Consider the following 17,958-nt stretch of genomic DNA (forward strand, 5'->3'; position numbering starts at 1 on the left):
GCCGTTTTGCCCGCCGGTAAATACATTTCAAGGAGATGCGGATGAAACAGTTTTTGATTGCTCCCTCAATTCTGTCGGCCGACTTTGCCCGCCTGGGTGAAGACACCGCCAACGCGCTTGCCGCGGGTGCGGATGTCGTCCATTTCGACGTTATGGACAACCACTACGTTCCCAATCTGACCATCGGCCCGATGGTGCTCAAGGCGCTGCGCAGTTACGGCATTACCGCACCGATTGACGTGCACCTGATGGTAAAACCCGTTGACCGCATCGTGCCTGATTTCGCGGCGGCGGGCGCCAGCATCATCACTTTCCATCCGGAAGCCTCCGAACACGTTGACCGCACGCTGCAGCTGATCAAAGAGAACGGCTGCAAGGCTGGTCTGGTCTTTAACCCGGCCACGCCGCTGAGCTATCTTGACTACGTGATGGATAAGCTCGATGTCATTTTGCTGATGTCCGTTAACCCGGGCTTTGGCGGGCAGTCATTTATCCCTCAGACGCTTGATAAGCTGCGTGAAGTGCGTCGCCGTATTAATGAATCTGGCTACGACATTCGTCTGGAAGTGGATGGCGGTGTGAAGGTGAATAACATCGGTGAAATTGCCGCAGCGGGCGCGGATATGTTTGTTGCAGGCTCTGCCATCTTCGACCAGCCGGACTACAAAAAAGTTATTGATGAAATGCGCAGCGAACTGGCAAAGGTAAGTCATGAATAAATTGCAGGCAACCCGGGGTATCGCATTTGACCTCGACGGCACGCTGGTCGACAGCGCGCCGGGCTTAAGCAGCGCCGTCGACCAGGCGCTGTATGCGCTGGAACTCCCCGTTGCGGGTGAAGAGCGCGTTATTACGTGGATCGGCAACGGCGCCGACGTGCTGATGGAGCGCGCGCTGACCTGGGCGCGCCAGGAGCGCGCATCGCAGCGTTCCGCACAGGGGAAACCGAGCGTCGATCACGCCGATATTCCTCAGGACGAGCAGCTGCGTGTGCTGCGCAAACTTTTCGATCGTTACTATGAAGAGAGCGTTGAAGAGGGCAGCTTCCTGTTCCCGGACGTTGCGGAAACGCTGAACGCGCTACATGCGAAAGGCTTCCCGCTGGGGCTGGTGACGAACAAGCCGACGCCGTTTGTCGCACCGCTTCTGGAAGCGCTGGGTATCGCGAAGTATTTCTCCGTGATTGTGGGCGGCGACGACGTGCAGAACAAAAAGCCGCACCCGGAGCCGCTGCTGCTGGTGGCGGGAAAATTATCCTTAACGCCTGCGGAGCTGCTCTTTGTCGGGGATTCCCGCAATGATATTCTGGCTGCCAGAGCGGCTGGCTGCCCTTCCGTGGGATTAACCTATGGCTACAACTACGGTGAGGCCATCACGCTGAGCGAGCCGGACGTTGTGTTCGATCGCTTCAAAGATTTATTGCCCGCACTCGGGCTTTCGCACAGTGAACATCAGGAATTGAAAAATGACTAAGCCCATCGTTTTTAGTGGCGCACAGCCTTCAGGTGAATTGACCATTGGTAACTACATGGGTGCGTTACGTCAGTGGGTCAGCATGCAGGACGACTACCACTGCATTTACTGTATCGTGGATCTCCATGCTATCACCGCGCGTCAGGATCCTGAGAAGCTGCGCAAAGCCACCCTTGATACGCTGGCGCTGTACCTGGCGTGCGGTATCGATCCAGAGAAAAGCACCATCTTCGTTCAGTCTCACGTGCCGGAGCACGCGCAGCTGGGCTGGGCGCTGAACTGCTACACCTATTTCGGTGAGCTGAGCCGCATGACCCAGTTCAAGGATAAATCCGCGCGCTACTCTGAAAACATCAACGCTGGCCTGTTTGACTATCCGGTGCTGATGGCCGCCGATATCCTGCTGTATCAGACCAACCAGGTTCCAGTGGGTGAAGACCAGAAGCAGCACCTTGAGCTGAGCCGCGATATCGCCCAGCGCTTCAACGCGATTTACGGTGATGTGTTTAAAGTGCCAGAGCCGTTCATTCCAAAATCCGGCGCGCGCGTAATGTCGCTGCTGGAGCCGACTAAGAAGATGTCCAAGTCAGACGATAACCGCAACAACGTTATTGGCCTGCTGGAAGATCCGAAATCGGTGGTGAAAAAGCTCAAGCGTGCAGTGACCGACTCCGAAGAGCCGCCGGTCGTGCGCTACGACGTGCAGAACAAAGCGGGCGTGTCTAACCTGCTGGATATCCTCTCCGGCGTAACAGGCCAGAGCATTCCTGAGCTGGAAAAACACTTCGAGGGCAAGATGTACGGCCACCTGAAAGGCGAAGTCGCAGATGCCGTTTCCGGCATGCTGACCGAGCTGCAGGAGCGCTACAACCGCTATCGCAACGACGAAGCCTTCCTGCAGAAGGTCATGAAAGACGGCGCGGAAAAAGCGAGCGCGCGCGCGTCCGAGACCCTGAAAGCGGTGTACGAAGCGATTGGGTTTGTTGCGAAACCTTAGGTAAAAGCAAAACGGTAACCACGTTACCGTTTTTAGGGTTTATTCCCTCTCCCTGTGGGAGAGGGCCAGGGTGAGGGCATCAGGCCGCACCACCAAAACTAAAAAACCGGGAAATCCCGGTTTTTTTACGCCTGAAAAATGCTTACTGCTGCGCCGCCGGGCCGCAACCGCCAATGATCTTCGAAATGGAGATCGCCGGGTGCAGCAGGTAATCGTAGCTGCAGTTATTTTTAGTGTTCTGTACGTGACCGGTGCAGGCCGTCAGAGTGGATAACAGGCCGACCAGAACGGCGGCTTTTGCCAGTTTGAACATACGCATTCCTTGTCTTAAAAACGAAAATTGGATGTAACTCAAGGGAATAAAGGGAAAAGTTCCACTTCGGGGCGGTATGTTATCGGTAGCGGTAAGAAGGGAGTAGTCCGCTTAAGGACTACTCGAAGAAGTGAGAGTATGCGTTAGTGGTTAGAGAACCAGTTCAGCTTGTCGCGCAGCTCAACCACGCGCCCCACCACAATCAGCGCCGGGCTTTCAACCTGCTGTGTCAGCTCACCGAGCTGCGTCAGCACGCCATCCACCACGCGCTGCGTAATGGCGGTGCCGTTTTCCACCAGCGCGACCGGCATATCTGCCTCCATGCCGTGTTCCAGCAGTTTCGCCTGAATAGTCGCGGCCTGGTTCAGACCCATGTAGAACACCAGCGTCTGCTTTTCAGCGGCCAGGTTATCCCAGTCCAGCTCGCTGCCGGTTTTCAGGTGGCCCGTCACCAGACGCACGCTCTGGGCATAATCGCGATGGGTCAGCGGAATACCGGAGTAGGCTGAGCAGCCAGAGGCCGCCGTAATGCCCGGCACCACGGAAAAAGGAATGCCCGCGTCGCACAGCGTTTCCAGCTCCTCACCGCCGCGTCCAAAGATAAACGGATCGCCGCCCTTAAGACGCACCACGCGTTTGCCCTTTTGCGCTTCACGCAGCAGGATCTGGTTGATCTCCTCCTGCGGTACACAGTGGTAGCCCGCACGCTTGCCCACGAATACGCGGTCAGCGTCGCGGCGCACCAGATTCATGATGTCATCGGACACCAGGCGATCGTAAACCACGATATCGGCCTGCTGGATCTGCTGCAGCCCTTTCAGCGTCAGCAAGCCCGCATCGCCGGGACCTGCGCCCACCAGCACCACTTCACCGCGGTGATCCAGCGGTTCGGTGAACAGCTGTTCGGTCGTCGCTTCAACCGCTTTTTTGTCCTGATTTGCCAGCGACTGCGCCAGCCTGTCGTTCACGAAAAATTTTTCCCAGAAGCGGCGACGCTCGCCGACGGTTGAGAAGCTTTGCTTCACGCGGGAGCGGAGCTGCCCGGCGTACTGCGCGATCTGACCCAGATGCTGGGGCAAAACGGCCTCCAGCTTTTCCCGCAGCAGGCGGGCGAGAACCGGCGAGCGGCCGCCGGACGATACCGCGATCATCAGCGGCGAACGGTCGATAATCGACGGCATGATAAAGCTGGCCTCTTTTGGCGCATCCACCACGTTACAGAAGATACGGCGTGCTTCGCAGGCGTCGCTGACGCGCTGGTTCACGGCATCGCTATCCGTGGCGGCAATCGTTAGCCAGCAGGTATCCAGCAGGGATTCATTAAACTCTCCCTGTTCCAGCGTAAGCATGCCTTCCTGTGCCCAGACCTCAAACTGCGGGGCGAAGGCGAGGGCGTTGACGGTGAGTCGGGCGCCCGCTTCCAGCAGCAGGCGCGCTTTGCGTTCAGCCACGTCGCCGCCGCCCACGAGCAGGCAGTCGCGGTTGCGTAATTGACAAAAAATCGGCAGGTGATCCACGACGTTACCTCGCAGCATTCATGGAGGGGGTAAGAATTGAGGTCAGGATAACAGCAGGGATCGTACAGAACATACGATTTTTCCTGCCGTTACCCATAAGGAGTCATTAGCCTTTCGTATTGAAAAGGCAGGAGGTTAAGCCTTCAGCTGCACCTTGCCGTCCTTCACGCGGGCGTCGTAGTGCTTCACAGAGTGGCTCTCATCTTCCATGCAGTGCCCGTCGCTCAGGCGGAAACGCTGCTTTTTCAGCGGGCTGGCAACCCACAGTTCGCCCTGATGCTCCGCAATCAAGCCGCGAGAGAGCACGCTGGCGTCGAAGAACGGGTCGATATTGCTGATGGCAAAGACCTGTTCATCGTGGCGAGGACGGAAAATCGCAACCTGCTCGTTGCCCAGCAGCGCACAGACGCCGGTTACCGGCAGAATGTCGTTAATATTGCAGATGTTTACCCACTGGCTCATGCGTTTTCCTCCACCAGAGTCACCGGAATACGTTCATAAGGTGTCGCCGGACGATGCTGTTCGCGCTCTGCCACTACCTGCACGTTCGGGTCGCGCTGGGTGCTGTTGATAAAGTGTTTGAAGCGCGTCTGCGCCGCCGGGGTGTTCACGGTTTCGGTCCACTCGCAGATCACCGCGTCGCGCAGGCGAGCCATCTCGGCTTCCAGCTGTTCGTTCAGGCCCAGCTTGTCGTCGATGATGACGGACTTCAGGTAGTCGATGCCGCCTTCAAGGTTGTCCAGCCAGGAGGCGGTACGGGTCAGCTTATCGGCGGTACGGATGTAGAACATCATGAAGCGGTCGAGATACTGAATCAGAGTGTCATGGTCGAGATCCGCGGCCAGCAGGTCCGCGTGGCGTGGCTTCATCCCGCCGTTGCCGCAGACGTACAGGTTCCAGCCTTTTTCAGTGGCGATGATCCCCACGTCTTTACCCTGCGCTTCCGCACATTCACGGGTACAGCCGGAGACGCCAAACTTCATTTTGTGCGGGGTACGAATACCTTTGTAGCGGTTTTCCAGCTCAACGCCGAAGCCCACGCTGTCGCCCACGCCGTAGCGGCACCAGGTGCTGCCCACGCAGGTTTTCGCCATACGCAGCGCTTTGGCATACGCGTGACCGGTTTCGAAGCCCGCTTCAATCAGCTGACGCCAGATTTCAGGCAGGTCATCCTTCTGCGCACCAAACAGGCCGATACGCTGGGAGCCGGTGATTTTAGTGTACAGGTTGTATTCACGTGCAATACGGCCCACCGCAACCAGACCTTCCGGGGTAATTTCGCCACCGGCAGAACGTGGGATCACGGAGTAAGTTCCGTCTTTCTGGATGTTCGCCAGGAAGTTGTCGTTAGTGTCCTGCAGCGGCGTGTGTTCCGGCGTGAGCACGTACTCGTTCCAGCAGGAGGCCAGCAGAGAACCGACGGTCGGTTTACACACTTCACACCCGTAGCCCTGGCCGTGCTTCGCCAGCAGTTCGTCGAAGGACCTGATGCCCTCCACGCGGATCAGGTGGTACAGCTCCTGGCGAGAGTAGGAGAAGTGCTCGCACAGGTTGTTGTTCACTTCGATGCCCTGTTTCGCCAGCTCGGCGTTCAGCACCTGAGTCACCAGCGGAATACAGCCACCGCAGCCGGTACCGGCTTTGGTTTCCGCTTTCAGTGCCGCAACGGTGTGGCAGCCTTTGTTGATGGCGGAAATCAGCATGCCCTTGGTGACGTCGAAGCAGGAGCAAATCTGCGCGCTGTCCGGCAGTTTATCCACGCCGATAGACGGCTTGCCGCTGGAGGCGTGGGCCGGGAGGATCAGTGCGTCCGGGTTTTCCGGCAGTTCGATGGCGTTTAACACCAGCTGCAGCAGGTTACCGAAGTCGCTGGTATCCCCGACCAGTACCGCGCCGAGCAGGGTTTTGTTGTCCTGGCTGACGATGAGGCGTTTATAGACCTCTTTGCTTTCGTCGAGGTAGACGTAGCTGCGTGAGTTCGGGGTACGACCGTGCGCATCGCCGATGCCGCCCACGTCGACGCCCAGCAGCTTCAGCTTGGTGCTCATGTCTGCGCCGGTAAAGGCGTTTTCGGTGCCGAGGATATGGTCAACGGCGACCTGCGCCATTTTGTAACCCGGCGCCACCAGGCCGTACACGCGGTTATTCCAGCTGGCGCACTCGCCGATGGCGTAGATATCCGGGTCGGAGGTCTGGCAGGAATCGTTAATCATGATCCCGCCGCGCTGCGCCACGGCCAGACCGCACTGGGTGGCCATTTTATCGCGCGGGCGAATACCGGTGGAGAAGACGATAAAGTCGACTTCCAGCTCGCTGCCGTCGGCAAAGCGCATGGTTTTACGCGCTTCAGTGCCTTCCTGAACGATCTCTTTGGTATTCTTGCTGGTGTGAACCTTCACGCCCATGCTTTCGATTTTACGGCGCAGCTGGTCACCGCCCATGTGGTCCAGCTGTTCAGCCATCAGCATCGGGGCAAATTCGATGACGTGGGTTTCAACGCCGAGGTTTTTCAGCGCGCCTGCCGCTTCCAGGCCCAGCAGGCCGCCGCCGACGACCGCGCCGCGGCGGCTTCGACGGGCGCAGTTTTCGATGGCTTTCAGGTCTTCAATGGTACGATAAACAAAGCAATCCTGCGTTTCCGAGCCTTTGATAGGCGGGATCCACGGGTATGAGCCAGTCGCCATGATCAGCTTGTCGTAAAAAACCGTGCGCCCGGCGCTGGAGTGGATCACTTTTTCCTGACGGTTGATGGTGATAGCGCGTTCGCCCACCAGCACTTTTACGCCATGCTTCTCATAGAAACCTTCACGCACCAGAGAAAGCTCTTCGGCGGTATGATGGGAGAAGTAGGAAGACAAGTGCACACGGTCGTACGCCTTGCGGGGTTCTTCACAGAACACGGTAATGTCGAAACGGTCAGCGTCGGCTTTATCGAGAAGATCCTCAATAAAGCGGTGGCCGACCATGCCGTTACCGATGATAGCGAGTCTGACTTTGCTCATTTTTGCCTCGATTTCTTTTCTATTACTGCCTACCTTAACGATTCAGCAGGGGCGCTTATTGATGCAAATCAAATACGCCTTAACCTACTCCTTAGTGGGTAGGGTGCTGATTTGTCAGGAAATTTATAAGTTATGGAAATCGCTGGCTTTTCGTTGTCGTCGATTTTGTGTACAAATTAGGGGCCTGATTTTTAAAAACAGGTACTCCTTAATTTCAGCTGCGTTTTTCGGGAGAAAGGTATGTCTACCACACCGCTTTGGCTTGTTCAGAACGTTCGTTTACCGGGTCAGGAAGGGCTGTGGCAAATCGCCATTGAGAACGGTCGTTTTGGCGACGTTACGCCGATGGACGATACCCACGTCGAAAGCTACGAGGTGTTGAACGCGCGAGGGGGGCTGGCGATACCGCCGTTCATCGAGCCGCATATTCACTTAGACACAACCCAGACGGCCGGCGAGCCAAACTGGAACCAGTCCGGGACGCTGTTTGAAGGCATTGAGCGCTGGGCCGAGCGCAAGGCGCAGCTCAGCCATGAGGATGTGAAAGCCCGCGCGTGGAAGACCCTGAAGTGGCAAATCGCCAACGGCATTCAGTTCGTCCGCACCCATGTGGATGTCTCTGACCCTACGCTCACCGCGCTGAAGGCGATGCTGGAGGTGAAGCAGGAGGTTGCGCCGTGGGTCACGCTGCAGATTGTGGCGTTCCCTCAGGAGGGGATCCTCTCCTATCCGAACGGTGCGGCGCTGCTGGAAGAGGCGTTAAAGCTCGGGGCCGACGTGGTGGGGGCGATCCCGCACTTCGAGTTTACCCGCGAGTACGGCGTGCAGTCGCTGCATATCGCTTTTGAACTGGCGAAGAAATACGACCGCCCGCTGGATATCCACTGCGATGAAATCGACGACGAGCAGTCGCGCTTTGTCGAAACCGTTGCGACGCTGGCGTATGAAGCCGGCATCGGCCCGCGCGTGACCGCCAGCCACACCACCGCCATGCACTCCTACAACGGCGCCTATACCTCCCGCCTGTTCCGCCTGCTGAAGATGTCGGGCATCAACTTTGTCGCCAACCCGCTGGTGAACATTCATCTGCAGGGGCGCTTTGACGACTACCCGAAACGCCGCGGCATCACCCGCGTGAAAGAGCTGCAGGAGGCGGGTATTAACGTCTGCTTTGGTCATGACGATGTTTTTGACCCGTGGTACCCGCTCGGCACCGGCAACATGCTGCAGGTGCTGCATATGGGGCTACACGTGTGCCAGATGATGGGCTATCCGCAGATCGACAGCGGCCTGAACCTGATAACCCACAACAGCGCCCGAACCTTTGGCCTGAGCGATTACGGTATTGAGAAAGGAAATCCGGCGAATCTGATCATCCTGCCTGCGGAGAGCGGGTTTGAAGCGGTGCGCTGTCAGGTGCCGGTGCGCTGGTCGATTCGTCAGGGACGCGTGATCGCTACGACGCAGCTGGCGCAGACGTGGATCCAGACGGACGTCGGGGGAGAAGAGGTGAGCTTTGCCAGAAACAGCCCCTCTGCAGAGCGCAAAGGGGCGTAGACATTAGTGAGACGCCGCTGCCGCGTTGTGCTGACGGTGGCGGGTCACGAAGCCCAGAACGAAGCACATGATGAACACCACGGCGTACAGACCGTTAGCGGTATGCAGCGCCGCCAGCGGGCCGCTGTGGGCCACGATCGGGCCAGTGACCACGAAGGTCAGCATGGTGCCGATGGTGCCGCAGGTCAGGACGAAGTTAACCAGCTTCGGCGAGGCGACTTTGGTCTGCAGCGAACCCAGCGTAATGATAGAGGTGTAAATCGCGCTGGAGAAAAAGCCCAGAGTCAGAATGAACCACGGCATATGCTCCGGCGAACCGTTGATGAACAGGTACATCAGCACGGTTGCCAGCCCCGCCAGCACGGTCAGAATGCGCTGCAGGTCGAAGAAGCGCAGGATGAAGCTAAACGCCCACATGCCGAACATGTAGGACATCCAGAAATCACTCACCAGCTGGCCCGCGTCGTTCAGGCTCATGCCCAGACCTTTTGCGTATTCCGGCACCCAGGAGATAAAGCCCAGCTGACCGAGGATGTAGCACAGGGCGGCAACGGAGAGGAACAGCACGCCGATGCCCCACTTTTCTTTCGCAACGGGCTCTGCGGTAGTTTGCGCTTTCTTGCCCAGCACCGGGAAGTCACAGCCGAAGGTCAGAATAAAGATCGCCACGTAGACCAGGCCAATGCAGGCATACACCCAGTACCACTCAATGCTGCGGGCCAGCAGAACGGCGGCGACCATTGGGAAGATCATACCGGCCATGCTGAAGAAGGAGTCGGTAAACAGCAGGCGCGCACCGCGCTGGCGGCCTTCGTACATGTGCGTAATCAGGAACGTCCCGATCGACATGGTGATCCCGCTGACCAGGCCCAGCACGAACATGGCGGCGGAGAACAAGGCGATGCTGTGGCTCAGCATCAGGCCCGCCACGGCGGCGACCATGAGCACAAAGCCAAAGCGCAGCTGGGTTTTCAGAGGGACAATTTCCATCAGCCAGGCATTCAGGAAGATAGAGATCAGGATCCCCGCGTTGAGGAAGGTGAAAGTGTTACTCATGCTGGAAACGGGCAGCTGGAAGTAGTCTGCGATATTTCCCATCACCATCCCGGTGACGATCACCAACGCGCCGGTCAGGGCGTAGGAGAAGAAGCTGATCCATGTGAGCTTGATGCGATTGCTGTTAGTCATGTCTGGCCTGTTCAGAAAAAGAAAAGCGCCCGTTGGGCGCTGAGAGCGGGCAGATTTTAGACTCGAAAGTGATCTATTTAAATCTTTTCAGAAAATTTTGATCATATTTGCATATTTTTGTGTGATTCAGATCACGTAAAATAGCGGCATTACCAATCGTTTGCGCGGTAACAACTGTTTCAATTTCGTAAAATTAGGTAAAAGGCTGGTCTCCGTTCATACTGCTCTTTAGAATCAAGCCATTCGCTTTTTATACTGCGCTTTGTTAAGGAATTCTCATGCTCAAATCAACACTGGCGGCTGTCGCAGCTGTGTTTGCTCTTTCTGCCGTTTCCCCTGCTGCGCTGGCAGCAAAGGGTGACCCTCACGTCTTGCTGACCACCTCCGCCGGGAACATTGAGCTGGAACTGAACAGCCAGAAAGCCCCTGTTTCTGTGAAAAACTTCCTCGACTACGTGAACAGCGGGTTTTACAACAACACCACGTTCCACCGCGTGATCCCAGGCTTTATGGTGCAGGGCGGCGGTTTTAACGAGCAGATGCAGCAGAAGCAGCCTAACCCGCCAATCAAGAACGAAGCCGACAACGGCCTGCTGAACAAGCGTGGCACCATCTCAATGGCGCGTACCGCGGATAAAGACAGCGCGACCAGTCAGTTCTTCCTGAACGTGGCGGATAACGCCTTCCTCGACCACGGTCAGCGCGATTTCGGTTACGCCGTTTTCGGTAAGATTGTGAAAGGAATGGACGTGGCCGACAAGATTTCTCAGGTGCCTACCCACGATGTCGGTCCGTACCAGAATGTGCCGTCAAAACCGGTCGTTATCCTCTCCGCAAAAGTATTGCCGTAATCGTCTTCCACACGGGCGGTTCACGTCCGTGTTCTTTAGCCCTCCCTGCGAAAGCGCGTTTTGCCGCTTATACTTGTGGCAAACGGACATCATCAGGGAGGCGTTAAGTGAAAAAACTCACCGACAAGCAAAAATCCCGTCTCTGGGAACAACAGCGTAACGTCAATTTTCAGGCCAGCTGTCTCCTTGAAAAAGGTAAGGGTCCCGCAGAACCTCAAATTGAGTCGCTGGAACTGGGGCCTTCTGCACCTGGGTTACCCCATCTGTGCCTCATTCACCGCCACTTATACCGCAGAGAGATGAAGCAGGCTGGCGAACTCCGCACCGCCGATATTTCTAAGGGCGACATTCCTTTTTGTCATTTCGAGTATATCGAGAAGATGGGTAACGACCTGATGGAAGCCCTGGAATACGACAAATATCTGGTCGGCCTTAGCAAAGCAGAATTTACAGACCGGATAAGCCATTACTATTGTGAAATCAATATGCTGCATCCTTTTATGAGCGGTAACGGCATTTCCCAGCGGATCTTCTTTGAACAGCTGGCGATCCACGCCGGTTACGTGCTGGACTGGCGTGATATCGATCCCGCGCAGTGGGTAGCGGCCAACCAGAGCGGTGCGATGGGTGAGCTAACCGCGCTGAACGCTATCTTTGCCAAAGTAGTGAGCGAAGCGCGGGAATCTGAGTAGAATAGGGCGGCATTTTTTCGGGAGCCGCCATGATTCTGCTGATTGATAACTACGATTCCTTCACCTGGAACCTTTACCAGTATTTCTGCGAGCTGGGCGCTGAGGTGGTCGTTCGCCGCAACGATGAGATAACCCTGGCAGATATCGAGACGCTGGCTCCGCAGAAAATTGTGATCTCACCGGGCCCCTGCACGCCGTCGGAGTCCGGTATCTCGCTTGATGCGATCCGCCAGTATGCAGGCACGCTGCCGATTCTGGGGGTCTGCCTCGGCCATCAGGCTATTGCTCAGGTCTTTGGCGCCACCATCGTGCGTGCCGCGAAAGTCATGCACGGCAAAACGTCACCGGTTATGCACGCCGGTACGGGCGTCTTCACAGGGTTAAATAATCCGTTAACCGTGACCCGCTACCATTCTCTGGTGATCGACCCGCCAACCCTGCCCGCGTGCTTTGAGGTGACCGCCTGGAGCGAGACGCAGGAGATCATGGGGATTCGCCATCAAGAGTGGGACCTGGAGGGCGTCCAGTTCCACCCGGAAAGTATTCTCAGCGAGCAGGGACATCAGCTGCTGGCGAATTTCCTCAATCGCTGAATATCTATTGCCATGCTGTGATTTTTTATGCATATTTTGTGATTATATTTTCACAACCAATGTGACAAAAAATGGATGGTCATGACATGGCAACTGAACAACCAGCAATTACCCGCGCGACATTCGATGAAGTCATTCTGCCGATTTATGCACCGGCTGAGTTTATTCCTGTAAAAGGGAAGGGCAGCCGCGTCTGGGATCAGGAAGGCAAAGAGTACGTAGATTTCGCGGGCGGCATTGCGGTGACGGCGCTGGGTCATTGCCATCCTGCGCTGGTGGAGGCCCTTAAAACCCAGGGCGAAACCCTGTGGCACACCAGCAACGTGTTCACCAACGAGCCGGCGCTGCGTCTGGGACGTAAGATCATCGATGCCACCTTCGCCGAGCGCGTGCTGTTTATGAACTCCGGCACCGAAGCCAACGAAACCGCCTTCAAGCTGGCCCGCTTCTACGCAACAACGCGCCACAGCCCGTACAAAACCAAAATCATCGCCTTCCATAACGCTTTCCACGGACGCTCGTTCTTTACCGTTTCCGTTGGCGGCCAGCCGAAATACTCCGACGGCTTTGGGCCTAAGCCTGCTGATATCATCCACGTGCCGTTTAACGATCTGCACGCGGTGAAAGCGGTGATGGATGACCACACCTGCGCGGTCGTCGTTGAGCCGATTCAGGGCGAAGGCGGCGTAACGGCGGCGACGCCGGAATTCCTGAAAGGGCTGCGCGAACTGTGTGACGAGCATCAGGCGCTGCTGGTGTTTGATGAAGTGCAGTGCGGCATGGGGCGCACCGGCGATCTGTTCGCCTATATGCACTACGGCGTGACGCCGGACATTTTGACCAGCGCGAAAGCCCTCGGCGGCGGCTTCCCGGTCAGCGCGGTGCTGACCACCCAGGAGATCGCCTCCGCGTTCCACGTGGGTTCTCACGGCTCCACCTACGGCGGTAACCCGCTGGCGAGCGCCGTGGCGGGCGCCGCGTTCGATATCATTAACACCCCGGAGGTGCTGAACGGCGTTAGCGCGAAGCGTGAGCTGTTCGAGAAGCATCTACAGCAGATTAACGATGAATATGATGTTTTCAGCGAGATCCGCGGCATGGGGCTGCTGATTGGCGCGGAGCTGAAGCCGCAGTACAAAGGCCGCGCGCGCGATTTCCTGCACGCTGCCGCGCACGAAGGGGTCATGGTACTTAACGCCGGACCGGACGTGATGCGCTTTGCGCCGTCGCTGGTGGTGGAAGAGAAAGATATTGAAGACGGGTTAAGCCGTTTTGCCGCGGCGGTCGAGAAGATCGTAAAAAGCTAATACTCGGTTCGCTTTAACACGCGCGTTAACCAAATGCCGTGATGCGGGCGCTGACGCCACGCCACCGACGAAATGGTGTGCATGGTGTTCAGATGCCCCAGAACGCGCTGCAGGTGCTGCTCCAGCGTGCTCATCGGCCCGTGGGTGAGCGTTTCCGGCGCTTCCAGAATATTCGAATCCCCGGACTCACCCGGTGCGTCATACTCCAGACGCTGCTGACACCTCTGCAGGGCAATTTCACACGACTGCAAATAGCGCTGCGCCAGGTCCGGCGTCAGCATGGTGTGCTCGCGCGCCAGCGTGGTCATGGCGTTAATATGCTCGACGATAAACTGGCTGTGGGTGACCCACAGCTTCATGTCCGCCAGATAGTGCGAGTTAAAGCCCGGCTCCTGCATCGCCTGGTTGAGCGAGTTGAACAGGGCGTTGTGCGCCTGGTTGACCTTCATGCGCTGGTAGGCCAGCGGGGAAGGCTTCGGATCGTCGCTCAGGATGAGACGAATAGCCTGCTGATCCGCTTCCAGCGCGTCGTGGGCGTTTTGCCTCAGTAATCCACTTTGCCACTGCGGCCACAGCCAGACCATGCCGCCGAAGGCAATCAGGCAGCCAATCAGGGTATCGACCAGGCGGGCAATAATGAATTGATCGCCGTTGAGCGTGAGCAGCTGCAGGGTGTACACCGCCGTGACCGTAAAGCCCACCGTCGCCCAGCCGTAGTTTTTGCGGATAATCAAATAGCTCATCATCGTGATCGCCAGCATCCCCACCAGCGTATAGCCTTCCGGCACGTGGAAGTGCAGCGTGGCGCCGGCAATAATCAGTCCGGCTAAGGTTCCGCCAGCCCGGTGGAAAATGCGCACCCGCGTGGCGCCGTAGCCGTTTTGCGTCACGAGCAGCACGGTCATTAAGATCCAGTAGGGCTTCGGCAGGTGCAGCGCCATGCCCATCAGGCTGGCGACGCTCAGCATCACGCTTATCCGCGCGGCGTTACGCAGCGCGGCAGATTTCAGTGACAGATAGCTTTTAAGCGCGGGCAGCAGCGGCAGGCGTTTTTGCTTATCGGCCATCAGGTCACGCGGGTAAAGCGGCCGCTGGGTACGCAGCACGCGCGCGATGCGGCTAAAGTGCCAGGCGGCAAACTGGCCGACCGGGTTTTCCGGGTGCTGACGGGCGATTTTCTCCAGCGCGCCGAGCTGTTTTTCCATGTTGAAGCGCGTGGGGTAGCGGTGATAGAGAATATCATCAGCCAGCACGCGCAGACGCGCCGATACCGTCTGGGCATTCCAGCGGATCACCGCTTCGGCGTGGCTGCGCTCGACCAGCTTTTGCACCTCCTCCGGATGATGCAGGCTTACGGAGATGTGCTCCTGCAGGTCCAGCCCCACCTGGAAGGTGCGCAGCAGCCGCTTATAGCCATGGTTTTTATTGGCGGCAAGCATGTGTAGCTGCTGATAGCACTGGCTGATTAAATCGACCACCTTTTGCTGACGGGCGAGCAGAGGCGGCAACGATTTCTCCGGGTCGGTGTGCTGGGTGAGCAGGGTATACTTTGCTTCGCAGTAGTCGGCAAGCTGCACGTAGAGCAGGCTAAGGGATTCACGCAGCGGCTGCTCCCGCCATAGCCAGAACCAGAACCAGTTAAACAGCCCGTACCACAGCGTGCCGAGGGCGTAGATGAGCAGCGGTTCCCACACCGGCATGTTGCCGGCGAGGCTAAGGGTGAAGATGGCGGCGATCAGCGAGGCGGGCAGCAGGCGAGCGTGAAGCGAACTGATCTCCGCCGTCACGCCCAGCGTCATCGCCAGCACGGTCAGGATCAGCGGCAGCGGAATATCGCGGGCGAGCAGGAGCTGTACGGCGAGGCTACAGCCGGCGAACAGGCAGCCACCGATAATCAGGCGTTTAAAAAAGCGTTTATGCGGCGTGTCCAGACCGGCGATGTTGCAGCAGGCGGGAACGAGGGAAAACAGCAGGCCTTGCTGAAGATGTCCGAGGATCAGGCCGACGGCCACGGGAAGGCACAACACCAACGTTTGTCGCAGTGCGTAGTTAACTTCCGGGTGATAGATCAGCCTGCGCCACATGGGGAATAGAGACAAAAACGGCGTGACACCTTGCGATGGCACGCCGTTTAACCGAATTAACGGGTTCCGTAGACCACGATGGTTTTACCGTGGGCGGAGATCAGGTTCTGGTCTTCCAGCATTTTCAGGATACGGCCCACGGTTTCGCGGGAGCAGCCGACGATCTGACCAATTTCCTGACGCGTAATTTTAATTTGCATGCCGTCCGGGTGGGTCATCGCGTCTGGCTGTTTTGCCAGGTTCAACAGGGTCTGTGCAATACGGCCGGTAACGTCCAGGAATGCGAGGTTACCCACTTTCTCGGATGTCACCTGCAGACGGCGCGCCATCTGCGAAGAAAGACGCATCAGGATGTCAGGGTTTACCTGAATCAGCTGACGGAATTTCTTGTAAGAAATTTCAGCCACTTCACATGCTGTCTTTGCACGAACCCAGGCGCTACGTTCCTGGCCCTCTTCAAACAGGCCCAGTTCACCGATGAAATCGCCCTGGTTCAGATAAGAAAGGATCATCTCTTTCCCTTCTTCATCTTTGATCAGCACTGCCACCGAGCCTTTAACGATGTAATACAACGTTTCCGCTTTTTCACCCTGGTGAATCAGCGTGCTCTTTGATGGGTACTTATGAATGTGGCAATGAGACAAGAACCATTCGAGAGTAGGGTCTGTTTGCGGTTTGCCAAGCACCATGCGCTGTTATCCTCTGTTATAAGCTGTCACCAGAGCCATAAGATGCATCCGGACTCTGGGGTTGCAATCGAATTCTTACCCATACCCTGGGAAGTCGGCTGTCGTAACGTTTCGCAGCCAGTAAAGTTTGATGTCCTCTGCATACATGTGTAACGTCAATGTATTACTGTAGCATCCAGAGTGTTTTAGCATAGCTTTTGCCGCGTGTCTCCTGGTGTCTCGCTTCAGCATGATGCAGGTCGCCTTCCGTTGCGAGAATTGTAACGCACGCGTAATCTGTCACCAAAAATGCAACGTTGGAGTTAATGAATATGCAAGCGCGTGTGAAATGGGTAGAAGGTTTAACGTTCCTGGGCGAGTCAGCTTCCGGACACCAGATTTTGATGGACGGTAACTCCGGCGACAAAGCGCCAAGCCCGATGGAAATGGTGCTGATGGCGGCGGGTGGCTGCAGCGCAATCGACGTGGTGTCGATTCTGCAAAAAGGCCGTCACGACGTAACCGATTGCGAAGTGAAGCTGACGTCAGAACGTCGCGAAGAGGCGCCACGCCTGTTCACGCACATTAATCTGCACTTTATCGTCACCGGCAAAGAGCTGAAGGACGCGGCGGTTTCGCGCGCGGTTGATCTGTCTGCGGAGAAATACTGCTCCGTGGCGCTCATGCTGGAGAAAGCGGTAAACATCACCCATTCGTATGAGGTGATCGAGGCCTAATCTTTTGGCGCGTGGCGCTTCGCTGACCCGCCCTGCAAAAGCATGACCGTAGGCCCGGTAAGCGCAGCGCCACCGGGCAAAACAACTCACGCGATCTGCTTCCCTTCCATCAGCCGCTGCACCAGCGGCGTCATGATCAGCTCCATCGCCAGCCCCATTTTTCCCCCCGGCACCACCAGCGTATTCATGTGCGAAATGAACGAGCCCTGCAGCATCGCCAGCAGCCAGGGGTAATCAATGCCTTCGAGGTTGCGGAAGTGGATTACCACAAAGCTCTCATCCAGAGACGGGATGGTTTTCGCCGCAAACGGATTAGAGGTGTCCACCGTCGGCACGCGCTGGAAGTTGATATGGGTACGGGAAAACTGCGGCGTCAGGAAGTTAATGTAATCCTCCATTGAGCGAACCACCGAGTCCATCACCGCCTCGCGCGAGTGGCCGCGCTCGCTAATATCTCGCGTCAGCTTCTGGATCCACTCCAGGTTCACGATCGGCACGACGCCGACCAGCAGATCCACGTGGCGCGCCACGTCGTGATGGGGCGTCACCACGCCGCCGTGCAGCCCTTCATAAAACAGCACGTCGGTCGGTTCCGGCAGCGGCTGCCACGGGGTAAACGTTCCCGGCACCTGGTTCCAGGGAACCGCTTCGTCGTAGGTGTGCAGATACTTGCGGGACTGCCCGGTACCGCTCTGCCCGTATTCGCGGAAGGTTTGCTCTAACAGCCCGAAATCATTGGCATCGGGCCCAAAATAGCTGATGTGTTTGCCCAGGTCGCGCGCCTTGCGGATGGCCATGTCCATTTCAGGGCGCGTGTAGCGGTGAAAGCTGTCGCCCTCCACCTCTGCCGCCCGGAGATTCAGCTGTGCGAAGATCTTGCGAAAAGCGAGGCTGGTGGTGGTAGTACCCGCACCGCTTGAGCCCGTTACGGCAATAACCGGATGTCTGGCAGACATAGCAACTCCCTGACTGGAAAGGT

General features: G+C 57.1%; 17 protein-coding genes. 9 read left to right on the forward strand and 8 right to left on the reverse strand.

Annotated features, from left to right (window positions below; all coding sequences use genetic code 11):
* Window positions 1–41 precede the first annotated feature (41 nt).
* From rpe to trpS, 3 genes are read left to right on the forward strand one after another with little or no spacing between them, the layout of a single operon-like run.
* Window positions 42–719, forward strand: coding sequence for a ribulose-phosphate 3-epimerase (gene rpe, locus D5067_RS01760; RefSeq protein ID WP_119937614.1), 678 nt, complete (start codon window positions 42–44; stop codon window positions 717–719).
* The gene (gph, locus tag D5067_RS01765; RefSeq protein WP_119937615.1) at window positions 712–1,473 is read left to right on the forward strand and encodes a phosphoglycolate phosphatase; all 762 of its coding nucleotides are present in this window, start codon (window positions 712–714) and stop codon (window positions 1,471–1,473) included. The genes rpe and gph overlap by 8 nt, the downstream gene beginning before the upstream one ends.
* A complete protein-coding gene (gene trpS / locus D5067_RS01770) occupies window positions 1,466–2,470 on the forward strand; it encodes a tryptophan--tRNA ligase (protein ID WP_119937616.1) in 1,005 nt (334 codons plus the stop codon). Before gph ends, trpS begins: the two co-directional genes overlap by 8 nt.
* A 142-nt stretch (window positions 2,471–2,612) precedes the next feature.
* Here the strand turns inward: trpS and D5067_RS01775 are convergent, their stop codons facing one another.
* From D5067_RS01775 to nirB, 4 genes are all read right to left on the reverse strand, one after another.
* Window positions 2,613–2,783: a YhfL family protein gene (locus tag D5067_RS01775; RefSeq protein ID WP_008503029.1), complete on the reverse strand. Its 171-nt coding sequence runs from the start codon at window positions 2,781–2,783 to the stop codon at window positions 2,613–2,615.
* Window positions 2,784–2,926: 143 nt separating this feature from the next.
* Entirely contained in the window at window positions 2,927–4,300 is a 1,374-nt protein-coding gene (cysG, locus tag D5067_RS01780) for a siroheme synthase CysG (protein ID WP_119937617.1), read from the reverse strand.
* 135 nt (window positions 4,301–4,435) lie between these two features.
* On the reverse strand, window positions 4,436–4,762 hold the full coding sequence (gene nirD, locus D5067_RS01785) for a nitrite reductase small subunit NirD (RefSeq protein ID WP_119937618.1): 327 nt from the start codon (window positions 4,760–4,762) through the stop codon (window positions 4,436–4,438).
* Complete coding sequence (gene nirB / locus D5067_RS01790; RefSeq protein ID WP_119937619.1) at window positions 4,759–7,302, reverse strand: nitrite reductase large subunit NirB; 2,544 nt, start codon at window positions 7,300–7,302, stop codon at window positions 4,759–4,761. The genes nirD and nirB overlap by 4 nt, the downstream gene beginning before the upstream one ends.
* 240 nt (window positions 7,303–7,542) lie before the next feature.
* On the opposite strand from nirB, the gene D5067_RS01795 reads away from it, so the two are divergent.
* The gene (locus D5067_RS01795; RefSeq protein ID WP_119937620.1) at window positions 7,543–8,859 is read left to right on the forward strand and encodes a cytosine deaminase; all 1,317 of its coding nucleotides are present in this window, start codon (window positions 7,543–7,545) and stop codon (window positions 8,857–8,859) included.
* A gap of 3 nt (window positions 8,860–8,862) precedes the next feature.
* On the opposite strand, the gene tsgA is transcribed toward D5067_RS01795, so the two are convergent.
* On the reverse strand, window positions 8,863–10,047 hold the full coding sequence (gene tsgA, locus D5067_RS01800) for an MFS transporter TsgA (RefSeq protein ID WP_119937621.1): 1,185 nt from the start codon (window positions 10,045–10,047) through the stop codon (window positions 8,863–8,865).
* Window positions 10,048–10,325: 278 nt separating this feature from the next.
* On the opposite strand from tsgA, the gene ppiA reads away from it, so the two are divergent.
* The 4 genes from ppiA (at window position 10,326) to argD (ending at window position 13,490) form a co-directional block, all read left to right on the forward strand.
* Window positions 10,326–10,898, forward strand: a complete 573-nt coding sequence (gene ppiA / locus D5067_RS01805) for a peptidylprolyl isomerase A (RefSeq protein WP_023309471.1) — start codon at window positions 10,326–10,328, stop codon at window positions 10,896–10,898.
* A 107-nt stretch (window positions 10,899–11,005) separates the two neighbouring features.
* Complete coding sequence (locus tag D5067_RS01810) at window positions 11,006–11,590, forward strand: putative adenosine monophosphate-protein transferase Fic (protein WP_119937622.1); 585 nt, start codon at window positions 11,006–11,008, stop codon at window positions 11,588–11,590.
* A 29-nt stretch (window positions 11,591–11,619) separates the two neighbouring features.
* Window positions 11,620–12,183, forward strand: coding sequence for an aminodeoxychorismate synthase component 2 (gene pabA, locus D5067_RS01815; protein WP_119937623.1), 564 nt, complete (start codon window positions 11,620–11,622; stop codon window positions 12,181–12,183).
* An 86-nt stretch (window positions 12,184–12,269) separates the two neighbouring features.
* Entirely contained in the window at window positions 12,270–13,490 is a 1,221-nt protein-coding gene (argD, locus tag D5067_RS01820; protein WP_210433805.1) for a bifunctional acetylornithine/succinyldiaminopimelate transaminase, read from the forward strand.
* Here the strand turns inward: argD and D5067_RS01825 are convergent.
* Window positions 13,487–15,574, reverse strand: a complete 2,088-nt coding sequence (locus D5067_RS01825) for a YccS/YhfK family putative transporter (RefSeq protein ID WP_119937625.1) — start codon at window positions 15,572–15,574, stop codon at window positions 13,487–13,489. The genes argD and D5067_RS01825 overlap by 4 nt on opposite strands.
* A 56-nt stretch (window positions 15,575–15,630) precedes the next feature.
* Complete coding sequence (gene crp, locus D5067_RS01830) at window positions 15,631–16,263, reverse strand: cAMP-activated global transcriptional regulator CRP (RefSeq protein WP_000242758.1); 633 nt, start codon at window positions 16,261–16,263, stop codon at window positions 15,631–15,633.
* A 311-nt stretch (window positions 16,264–16,574) separates the two neighbouring features.
* Between crp and D5067_RS01835 the strand changes: the two genes are divergently transcribed.
* Window positions 16,575–16,979 carry an OsmC family protein gene (locus D5067_RS01835; RefSeq protein ID WP_119937652.1) on the forward strand — a complete coding sequence of 135 codons (405 nt, stop codon included), beginning with the start codon at window positions 16,575–16,577 and terminating at the stop codon, window positions 16,977–16,979.
* 86 nt (window positions 16,980–17,065) lie between these two features.
* Here the strand turns inward: D5067_RS01835 and D5067_RS01840 are convergent, their stop codons facing one another.
* The gene (locus tag D5067_RS01840; RefSeq protein WP_119937626.1) at window positions 17,066–17,935 is read right to left on the reverse strand and encodes a phosphoribulokinase; all 870 of its coding nucleotides are present in this window, start codon (window positions 17,933–17,935) and stop codon (window positions 17,066–17,068) included.
* Window positions 17,936–17,958: the final 23 nt, after the last annotated feature.

The organism is Enterobacter huaxiensis, assembly GCF_003594935.2.
Taxonomy (GTDB): domain Bacteria; phylum Pseudomonadota; class Gammaproteobacteria; order Enterobacterales; family Enterobacteriaceae; genus Enterobacter; species Enterobacter huaxiensis.